We start from the raw sequence: 9,390 nt of genomic DNA, 5'->3' as shown, positions 1-9,390 counted from the left end.
GGATCCAGCTCCGGCCGGGTCGCGTCCCCGAACGGGTCCCTGCCCTGCCAGCCAACGGTCCACAGACCGAACGTGAACCTGTCCTCGGGAGTGGGGTTGAAGCGCTTCGACATCGTGCGGCCCTTGCTGTCGTACCGTCGGCTCCCACGCCGGACGGTTTTGTTTGATGGCATGACTAATACGTCACGGAGCGGCTTCCGCGCTAGCCCCGGAGGAGGCCCTCCGCTCCGTGAGTGCCTCGTTCTCTTCGGTTATCAGAGCAGTTCAGAGGCCGAAAAGCTGGACCGGAGCCCTTCCGGGCCGATTTGTTTTGTGTACGATCAAAATGCTCCTGAGACGTCACGCACCGCTATCCGACCGCTCTCGCCCCACCCGAGGAAGATCATGAAGTTCACCGACGGCTTCTGGCTCGTCCGCGAGGGCGTGCACCTCTCGTACGCCACCGAAGTACGCGATGTCCGCGCCCAGTCGAAGCGCTTCATCGCCCATGCCGCCGTGAAGAAGGTGACACGGCGGGGCGACACACTCAATGCCCCGCTCATCACCGTCGACTGCTTCTCACCGGCCGAGGGCGTCATCGGCGTCCGGGTCACCCACCACGCGGGCAAGCGGCACCCGGGCCCCGACTTCGCGCTCACCGAGGCACCGGACGGCGCCGGCGAGGTCCGCCAGGACGGCCCGGTCACCGAGCTGACCAGCGGCCCGCTCACCCTGCGCCTGGACCGCTCCGGCCCCTGGGGGCTCACCTTCCATGACGCGGACGGACGGGAGCTGACCCGCGCGGACGCCAAGAGCACCGCGTACGCCACCACCGGCGAGGGCGCCCATCACATGCTCGGGCGCCTCGCGCTCGGCGTCGGCGAGCAGATCTACGGCCTCGGCGAGCGCTTCACCCCGTTCGTGAAGAACGGCCAGGTCGTCGACGTCTGGCAGGCCGACGGCGGCACCAGCAGCGAGCAGGCGTACAAGAACATCCCGTTCTACCTCTCCTCACGCGGCTACGGCGTCTTCGTCAACCACCCCGGCGCGGTCTCCTTCGAGATCGGCTCGGAGTCCGTCGGCCAGGTGCAGTTCAGCGTGGAGGACCAGACGCTGGAGTACTACGTCGTCGCCGGTCCCACGCCCAAGGACGTCCTGTCCCGCTACACGGCCCTCACCGGCCGTCCCGCCCTGCCGCCCGTCTGGTCCTTCGGCCTCTGGCTGAGCACCTCCTTCACCACGTCCTACGACGAGGCGACCGTCACGTCCTTCGTCGACGGCATGGCCGAGCGCGGCATCCCGCTCTCCGTCTTCCACTTCGACTGCTTCTGGATGCGCGAGTACCAGTGGTGCGACTTCGAGTGGGACCCGGACGTCTTCCCGGACCCGGAGGGCATGCTGGCCCGGCTGAAGGAGAAGGGGCTCAGGATCAGCGCCTGGATCAACCCCTACATCGCCCAGAAGTCGCCGCTGTTCGACGAGGCGGCGGAACGGGGGCACCTGGTGCGCAAGCCCGACGGCGACGTGTGGCAGTGGGACCTGTGGCAGGCCGGTATGGGCCTGGTCGACTTCACCAGCCCGGACGCCCGCGCCTGGTTCCAGTCGAAGCTGAAGCCGCTGCTCGACCAGGGCGTGGACTGCTTCAAGACCGACTTCGGCGAGCGTATCCCCACCGACGTGGTCTGGCACGACGGCTCCGACCCGGAGCGGATGCACAACTACTACACCCAGCTCTACAACCAGACCGTCTTCGAACTCCTGGAGAAGGAGCGCGGCCGGGGCGAGGCCGTCCTGTTCGCCCGGTCCGCCACCGCCGGCGGCCAGCAGTTCCCCGTGCACTGGGGCGGCGACTGCTGGTCCTCCTTCGGCGCCATGGCCGAGTCCCTGCGCGGCGGTCTGTCCCTGTCGCTGTCCGGCTTCGGCTTCTGGAGCCACGACATCGGCGGCTTCGAGGGCACCCCCGACCCGGCCGTCTTCAAGCGCTGGCTCGCCTTCGGCCTGCTCTCCTCGCACAGCCGGCTGCACGGTTCCTCGTCGTACCGGGTGCCGTGGGAGTTCGGCGACGAGGCGGTCGACGTCGCCCGCCGCTTCACCCTCCTCAAACACCGCCTGATGCCCTACCTCTACGGCGCCGCCGCCGAGGCCCACCGCACCGGCGTGCCGATGATGCGCCCGATGGTCCTGGAGTTCCCCGGCGACCCGGCCTGCCGCCCACTGGACCGCCAGTACATGCTCGGCCCCGACCTGCTCGTCGCCCCCGTCTTCACCGAGGACGGCGAGGTGGAGGTCTACCTCCCCGAGGGCACCTGGACGCACCTGCTCAGCGGCGAGCGGGTCACCGGCCCGGCCTGGCGCACCGAACGCCACGGCTACGACAGCCTCCCGCTGTACGTCCGTGAGGGCGCCGTGCTGCCGCTGGCCTCCGACGACCGGCGGCCCGACGGCGACTGGCTGGACGCGCCGACGCTGCTCGTCCACCCGTCCGCGTCCCCCGGTTACGCGGCCGAGGTCACCGTGCCGGACGCGACGGGCGCGCCGGCGGCGACGTTCCGGGTGCGGCGGGACGGCGATGTGCTGCGGGTGAGCGCGGAGGGGACCCGGCGGGCGTTCACGGTGCGGGTCGCCGGCGGGGCGAGCGCCGAGGGCGCGGGTGAGGTGACGGTGCCGCTCGGCTGAGGGGCGGATGTGCGCGAGCCCCGGGGGACGGCCTCCGGGGCTCACGCGGGCGGGCACGCGCAGAAGTCCGGCGGCTCGCGTGCCTCACCTCGCCCGCGCGGTTCAGTGGCCGGCCAGGTGCTCGCGGAGCACCGTCTCGACGGAGACGGGTTCCCGGCCGGTCAGGGTGGCCAGCGTCGGGTCGACGGTGGCGAACTCGCCGTCGCGCGCGGCGGTGAAGATGCCCAGCAACTGCTCCGCCACGGTGGCGGGCATGCCGTGGCCCGTCACCTCCGCCAGCCACTCGTCGTCCGGCACGGTGATCCGCGTGAGGGTGCGGCCCGTGATCTCGGTGGTGAGGGCGGCGAGGTCCGCGAAGGTGAGCGCCCGCGCGCCGGTGAGCGGCGGCGTGGGGCCCTCGAAGCGGCCCTCGTCGGCCAGGAGGGCGGCGGCCGCCTCGGCGAGGTCGGCGTGCGCGGTCCAGCTGAACGGCCCGTCCGCGGGGAGCACGAGCCGGCCGGACTCCACCGCCTGGCCGATGAAATGCGCCGCGCTGGCGGCGTAGAAGCCGTTGCGCAGCGAGGTGAACGGCACTCCGCCGGCGCGCAGGGCCTCCTCGGTGGCGGCGTGGTCGACGCACGCCTGGAAGCGGGAGGACGGGTCCGCCCCCATCTGGCTGGTGTACAGGATGCGGCGGGCGCCCGACGCGACCGCCGCGTCGATCGCCACGCGGTGCTGCTTGACGCACTCCTCGCCCATCTTGTCGACGGAGACGATGAGCACCTGCGAGGCGCCCTCGAAGGCGTGGGCGAGACCGGCGACGTCGGTGAAGTCGCCCTGTCGTACCCGTACGCCGCGGTCGGCCAGCGCCCGCGCCTTGCGCGGGTCGCGGACGCTGACGCCGACCTGGCCGGCGGGTACGCGGGTGAGCAGCCGCTCGACGATCCGACGGCCCAGCAGGCCGGTGGCTCCGGTGACGATGATCATGACGCACTCCCGTGACGAGACCGTGGTTCCGGTGGAAACATCAAAACGATAACACTGGTACTAACGACGAAACCATAGGTCCCGTATCATTGATTCATGTCATCACGGGAGCAGACCCGGCAGCGGGTCATCGAGGCCGCCATCGACCTGCTGACGCGCGGCGGGCGCGACGCGGTCACCACCCGCGCGGTCGCCGACGCGGCGGGCCTCCAGCCGCCGGCCATCTACCGGCTGTTCGGCGACAAGGAGGGGCTGCTCGACGCGGTCGCCGAGCACGGCTTCACCGCGTTCCTGGCCACCAAGCGCGTCGATCCCGACCCCGAGGACCCCATCGCGGACCTCAGGGCGGGCTGGGACGTCGCGGCCGAGTTCGGGCTGGCCAACCCCGCGCTGTTCACGCTGATGTACGCAGAGCCCGCCAGGACCGCCTCGCCCGCTTTCGCGGCCGGCATGGAGATCCTGATGGGCCGGGTCCGGCGGCTCGCCGCCGGTGGCTGGCTGCGCGTCGACGAGGCACTGGCGGCGCAGATCATCCACGCCACGGCGCGCGGCGCGGTGCTCACCTGGCTGTCGCTGCCCGAGGACCGGCGCGATCCGGCCCTGCTGACCGCTCTGCGGGAGGCCATGGTCGTCGCCGTCACCCACGAGGAGCCGGCCGTCCGGGAGGCGGGCCCGGCGGGCGCCGCCCGCGCCCTGCGCGCCGCGCTGACCGAGCGGACGCCCCTGAGCGACGCGGAGCGGCACCTGCTCAGGGAGTGGCTGAACCGCCTCGCCGACGGCGACTGAGGCGTCCCGGCGGCGCCCTCAGGAGGAGACGGGGGGCGCGAGTTCCGGCGGACTCTTGTCCCGCCCGCCCGGATGACGGTGCCGCCAGATCCAGAACACCGCGCACGACACCAGCGCCCACCCGGCCAGCACCAGGAACGGGAACGCGTGCTGGTGCCCCGCGAAATACACCGCGGTGTGCTGGGCGTTGACCGAGGCGCCCGGCGGCAGCCACTGCCCGATCACGCCCAGCGCGGACGGCAGCAACGGCCAGGACACCGCGCCGCCGGACGACGGATTGCCCAGCAGGATCATGACGCCCCAGGTCGGGAGCATCGCCCAGCGGCCGACCAGGGTGTTGAACATGGTGAACGTCATCCCGCTGGCGAACATCGTGAACGCGAGGATCAGCCAGGACTCCACGAACGGCAGGTCGAGCGCGCCCAGCAGCCAGTCGACGACCGCCGCGATGGCGAACCCGCCGAGCAGCGCGTAGACGAGGGTGAACCCGATCCGTTCCAGTGGGGTGAGCGCGCGGGCGTGCACACTGAGCTGGATCGCGCCGACGAAGCCGATGATCACCGCCGCGAGTGAGATGTAGAAGATCGCCAGTCCGCGCGGGTCACCGTCCTGGAGCGGATTGACGTCCCGCACGGTGACCGCCACGCCGGTGGCCTTCCCGACCGCCGGGGCCGCCTGCTCCAGCAGTTCCGCGACCGAGGCGCCCGAGGCCGAGGAGACGTCCAGCCGCACCTGCCGGCCGTTGTCGCGCAGCTCGAAGACGGCGAAGACGGACTGTTCCTCGACGGCCCGCACGGCCGTCGCCCGTGAGTCGTACGTACGGGTGTGGACCGAGGAGTTGAGGGCCTTGCCCAGCCCGTCCAGGAACGCCTTCCCCCGTCCCTCCTCGTACGAGCCGACGACGGCCGTGGGGAGCTGGTGCGGGGTCGGGTTGGCCATGGTGTACGTGTACGACCCGGCGAACAGACCGGCCGCCGCCGCGAGAATCAGCACCAGCACACTGGCCGGCCACCACGGACCCTCGCGGAACCGCCGCCAGGCCCCCTCCCGTGCCGGGGGCGGGTTCCGGCCGTCGGGGGCCGTCTCGGGAGTCTCGTCCACGTTCGCTCGTCCTTGGTCGGGCCTGCCGGTCCGGTGCGGTGTACGACGGTGGTCATGAGGGGTGGCGACTGGGCGCCGGGGAGTGCGGCGGGGGAGCACGGCGAGAGGGGCGGGGCGCGGCACCGGTCGTGGCGCCCCGGCCGTCCGACGGCTCCCGCCGCCCGACGGCCGGCGCTCCGCTCAGACCCGTACCAGCGGTGTGTCCACCAGGTGCTCCGCCAGGAACCAGGCCTGGAGTTCGTTGGTGCGGATGACGTCCGAGACCAGGATGTCGTTGGTGCCGTCGTCGCCCTGCTCCTGGACGACCGCGGCGGCGTCGTGGCAGTCGGCGAGGATCTGCTCGTGCGTCTCCAGCAGCCGCGACAGCATGGCCGGCACCTCCTCGACCCCGTCCGGCGGCCGGCGCACCGTGGTGATCTCCGCGACATGGCGGGGGTCGCCGACCGCGACACCGCCGAGCGTCTGGACCCGCTCCGCCATCGTGTCGATCAGCGCCAGCTGCTCGCCCGCGTGCTTGTCCATCAGCAGATGCAGCTGGTAGAACGTCGCCCCGCGCATCAGCCAGTGGTACTTCTTGTACAGGTCGTGCAGGATGCGCGTGTCCGCCAGGACCTTGTTAAGCCGCTGGGCGGAGTAGAGGCGGGTCTCCATGGACAGGGCCAGGGGGAACTGCTTGACGGTGCCGAACTCCTGGATGACCCGGCCCTGCTGATGCAGCCACGGCTGGCTGCCGTCGGTCTGGCGCGCCGGTGCCGCCGGCCTGGGATCGGTGCTCACGCCTGAACTCCTTCCACGGGGAGACGAAGGGGAGTGCCGGCGCCTCGCGCGGCCGGACTCGGCCCCCTGCGACAGTCGACCAGCCACCCGCCGGGCCCGCAAACGCTACGGCGCGGGCGAGGCACCCGGACCGGACACGAGGGCTGCGGACGGACCGCGCGGAAGGGGTTGTCCAGGCGATCGCCCGACGCCTAAGGTCGGCCAGGGTGTAAGCGCTTTCCATCAGGTGTCGTCCGCCGTTCACCGTCCGGCGCCCGCACCCGTGTGCTGTCGTCAGCGTCCGAGGAGGACCCCGTATGTCCCCGCTCCCCGCCCGCCGCCGGGTGGCCGTCGTCGGCACCGGTGCCATCGTGGCCGGAGGTCATCTTCCCGCCCTCAGAGCCCATGCCGACCGGGTCGAACTGGTCGCCGCCGTGGACGTGGACCCGGCCCGGCTCGACGCCTTCCGGGCCGAGGCCGGCCCCTCGGTCACCGGTCACACCTCGATGGGCGCCATGCTGGACGCCGTACGCCCCGACCTCGTCCTCATCGGCACCCCGCCGTCGCTGCACCGGGAGCAGACGGTGGCCGCGCTCAAGGCGGGTGCCTGGGTGCTGTGCGAGAAGCCGCTGTGCCTGTCGCTCGCCGAGTACGACGACATCGCGGCGGCCGAGCGGGCCTCGGGGGCGTACGCCTCCGTCGTCTTCCAGCACCGCTACGGCTCCGGTGCCGCGCACGCCCGCGAGCTGATCGCCGGCGGGGAACTGGGCGCGCCGCTGGTCGCCCACTGCCAGACGACCTGGCACCGCGACGCCGCCTACTACGCGGTGCCCTGGCGAGGGCGCTGGGCCACCGAGGGCGGCGGCCCGACCATGGGCCACGGCATCCACCAGTACGACCTGCTGCTCCACCTGCTCGGTCCCTGGGCGGAGGTCCGGGCGATGGCCGCGCGGCTGGTGCACGACACCGAGAGCGAGGACGTGTCCACCGCCCTGGTGCGGTTCGCGAACGGCGCCCTGGCCACCGTCGTCAACAGCGTCCTGTCGCCGGACGAGACGAGCCGCATACGGGTGGACTGCGCCGACGCCACCGTGGAGCTGACCCACCTGTACGGCCACCGCAACGCCGACTGGACCTACACCCCGGCCCGGCACGTCGACGCCGAGCGCGCCGCCGCCTGGCGCACCCCGGCCGCCGACGTGCCCAGCTCCCACACCGCACAGCTCGGCGCGGTCCTCGACGCCTGGGACGCCGGGGAGCGGCCGCCGGGCAGTGGTGAAGAGGCCCGCGCCACCCTGGAGTTCGCCGCCGCCCTGTACAAGGCGGCGTTCACCGGCCAGCCGGTCCGCGCGGGGGAGATCGGCCCCGGCGACCCGTTCCACGCCGCGATGCACGGCGACCACCCCGACTGGGCCCCCGAGGAGCAGGCATGAGCGACGGCATCCGCGTCACCCACACGCACGGCGAGGACGTCACGGTCACGACGGCGGCCGGCACGGAGATCCTCCGGTACGTCTACCGCCCCGACCCCGACCCGTTCGAGTCCCGCAAGCCGTACGCCCACCCGGTGCGCACCCTGGCCGGGCGCACCGTGACCGGGTACCGCCCCAGCGACCACCGCTGGCACAAGGGCGTGCAGATGACGGCCAGCCATGTGTCCGGGCAGAACTTCTGGGGCGGCAACAGCTATGTCCACGGCCGGGGTTACCTGCCGCTGCCCGAGCGCGTCGGCTCGATGCGGCACGACGGGTTCGCGGAACTGACCGCCGAGGACGACCGGCTGGCCCTCACCGAGCACCTCACCTGGGTCGAGCACGGCGGCGCCGAGTGGGCCCGCGAGGAACGCGGACTGACCGTCCACGCGGTCGACGAGGAGTCCGGTTCCTGGGCCCTTGACTGGTCGATCCGCCTCACCAACCTCCGCGCCGAGCCGCTGGCCTTCGGCTCACCGACCACCGCGGGCCGCGAGATGGCCGGCTACACCGGCCTCCACTGGCGCGGCCCCCGCGACTTCACCGGCGGTACGGCCTTCACCCCGGACGCGACGGGCGCCGGGCACCTGATGGGCGCCCAGGGCCCGTGGCTGGCGTTCACCACCGAGCACGACGACGTGGACGCCCACTCCACCCTCGTCTTCGCGCACGCGCCCGAGAACCTCGACGAGAAGACCGCGATCCACCCCTCGCACTGGTTCGTGCGCGCCGAGCCGGTCCCTACCGTCGCGTTCTCCTGGGCGTTCTTCGAGGAGTTCGAGCTGCCGCCCGGACAGTCCTTCGCCTACCGCTACCGGCTGGTGATCGCCGACGGCGCCTGGGACCGCGGCCGGGTCGCCGCACACCTGGCCGGGCTGCCGTGGTGATCCCGCACCCGCTGCCCGGCGCCGTCGGCCTGTCCCACCTCAGCGCCTACGACTGGGAGTCCGCCGACGGGGTGTGCGGCGGCAGTCCGCATCTGCACCTGGTGTGCGCGGAGGCGTACGTCGTCACCGCCGGCCGGGGCGCGGTGCAGACGCTGAGCCCGGACAGCTGCCGGGACATCCCGCTGGAGCCCGGCTCGGTCGCCTGGTTCACGCCGGGCACGGTCCACCGCATGGTCCAGGGCGGCGGCCTGCGGATCACCGTGCTGATGCAGAACAGCGGTCTGCCCGAGGCGGGCGACGCCGTCTTCACCTTCCCGCCCGAGGTGCTCGCCGACCCCGGCGCGTACGCCGCCGCGGCCACGCTGCCGCCGGGCTGCGGACCGGAGACGGAGGCCGCCGCCCGGCGTCGCCGGGACCTCGCCGTCGAGGGCTACCTCCCGCTGCGCGCGGCCCTGCTCGCCGGCGACGACGCCCCGTTGCGCGCGTTCCAGCGGGCCGCCGCCCGCCTGGTGCGCGACAAGGTGCCGGTCTGGCGCGAGGTGTGGCGGGCCGGCGCGCTGGCCGCCGCCGAACGCACCGGCGCCCAGCTCGACGGCCTGGCGGCCGGCGACCCCGCCCACCTCGACGGGGCGACCGCCCACGCGGCCTCGCCCACCCGGCGCGGCGGCTACGGCATGTGCGGACGCCGGGACGAGTACGCCCTGCCGGGGACGACACTGCCGTACGAGGAGACCGGTCGCCCGCGCACGGGGCGGGAGTGACGGCCG

The 9,390-nt window shown here is 72.9% G+C and carries 8 protein-coding genes; 5 read left to right on the top strand and 3 right to left on the bottom strand.

The window, feature by feature from the left end; translation table 11 throughout:
* Window positions 1–384: 384 nt before the first annotated feature.
* Window positions 385–2,655, top strand: a complete 2,271-nt coding sequence (yicI, locus tag ACZ3IG_RS35835; RefSeq protein WP_467437413.1) for an alpha-xylosidase — start codon at window positions 385–387, stop codon at window positions 2,653–2,655.
* A gap of 102 nt (window positions 2,656–2,757) precedes the next feature.
* Here the strand turns inward: yicI and ACZ3IG_RS35830 are convergent, their stop codons facing one another.
* Window positions 2,758–3,621, bottom strand: a complete 864-nt coding sequence (locus ACZ3IG_RS35830) for an SDR family oxidoreductase (RefSeq protein WP_467437411.1) — start codon at window positions 3,619–3,621, stop codon at window positions 2,758–2,760.
* A gap of 96 nt (window positions 3,622–3,717) precedes the next feature.
* Between ACZ3IG_RS35830 and ACZ3IG_RS35825 the strand changes: the two genes are divergently transcribed.
* Complete coding sequence (locus ACZ3IG_RS35825) at window positions 3,718–4,407, top strand: TetR/AcrR family transcriptional regulator (RefSeq protein WP_467437410.1); 690 nt, start codon at window positions 3,718–3,720, stop codon at window positions 4,405–4,407.
* Between the two features lie 18 nt (window positions 4,408–4,425).
* Here ACZ3IG_RS35825 and ACZ3IG_RS35820 read toward each other — a convergent pair whose 3' ends face one another.
* Window positions 4,426–5,508 carry an ABC transporter permease gene (locus ACZ3IG_RS35820; RefSeq protein WP_467437409.1) on the bottom strand — a complete coding sequence of 361 codons (1,083 nt, stop codon included), beginning with the start codon at window positions 5,506–5,508 and terminating at the stop codon, window positions 4,426–4,428.
* 180 nt (window positions 5,509–5,688) lie between these two features.
* On the bottom strand, window positions 5,689–6,285 hold the full coding sequence (locus ACZ3IG_RS35815) for a Dps family protein (protein ID WP_467437407.1): 597 nt from the start codon (window positions 6,283–6,285) through the stop codon (window positions 5,689–5,691).
* A gap of 296 nt (window positions 6,286–6,581) precedes the next feature.
* Here ACZ3IG_RS35815 and ACZ3IG_RS35810 point away from each other — a divergent pair, with 296 nt between their 5' ends.
* From ACZ3IG_RS35810 to ACZ3IG_RS35800, 3 genes are read left to right on the top strand one after another with little or no spacing between them, the layout of a single operon-like run.
* Window positions 6,582–7,697: a Gfo/Idh/MocA family protein gene (locus tag ACZ3IG_RS35810; protein ID WP_467437406.1), complete on the top strand. Its 1,116-nt coding sequence runs from the start codon at window positions 6,582–6,584 to the stop codon at window positions 7,695–7,697.
* Window positions 7,694–8,623, top strand: a complete 930-nt coding sequence (locus ACZ3IG_RS35805; protein ID WP_467437405.1) for a DUF6807 domain-containing protein — start codon at window positions 7,694–7,696, stop codon at window positions 8,621–8,623. Before ACZ3IG_RS35810 ends, ACZ3IG_RS35805 begins: the two co-directional genes overlap by 4 nt.
* Window positions 8,617–9,384 carry a cupin gene (locus ACZ3IG_RS35800; protein WP_467437403.1) on the top strand — a complete coding sequence of 256 codons (768 nt, stop codon included), beginning with the start codon at window positions 8,617–8,619 and terminating at the stop codon, window positions 9,382–9,384. Before ACZ3IG_RS35805 ends, ACZ3IG_RS35800 begins: the two co-directional genes overlap by 7 nt.
* Window positions 9,385–9,390: the final 6 nt, after the last annotated feature.

The sequence above is a fragment of the Streptomyces sp. NPDC016677 genome, from assembly GCF_055562815.1.
This window is presented reverse-complemented; position numbering and strand designations above follow the sequence as displayed.

What these genes read in the sequence shown, in the direction of transcription:
- yicI (WP_467437413.1), top strand. Translation starts at nt 385, where the DNA reads ATGAAGTTCACCGACGGCTTCTGGCTCGTCCGCGAGGGCGTGCACCTC.
- ACZ3IG_RS35830 (WP_467437411.1), bottom strand. Translation starts at nt 3,621, where the DNA reads ATGATCATCGTCACCGGAGCCACCGGCCTGCTGGGCCGTCGGATCGTC.
- ACZ3IG_RS35825 (WP_467437410.1), top strand. Translation starts at nt 3,718, where the DNA reads ATGTCATCACGGGAGCAGACCCGGCAGCGGGTCATCGAGGCCGCCATC.
- ACZ3IG_RS35810 (WP_467437406.1), top strand. Translation starts at nt 6,582, where the DNA reads ATGTCCCCGCTCCCCGCCCGCCGCCGGGTGGCCGTCGTCGGCACCGGT.
- ACZ3IG_RS35805 (WP_467437405.1), top strand. Translation starts at nt 7,694, where the DNA reads ATGAGCGACGGCATCCGCGTCACCCACACGCACGGCGAGGACGTCACG.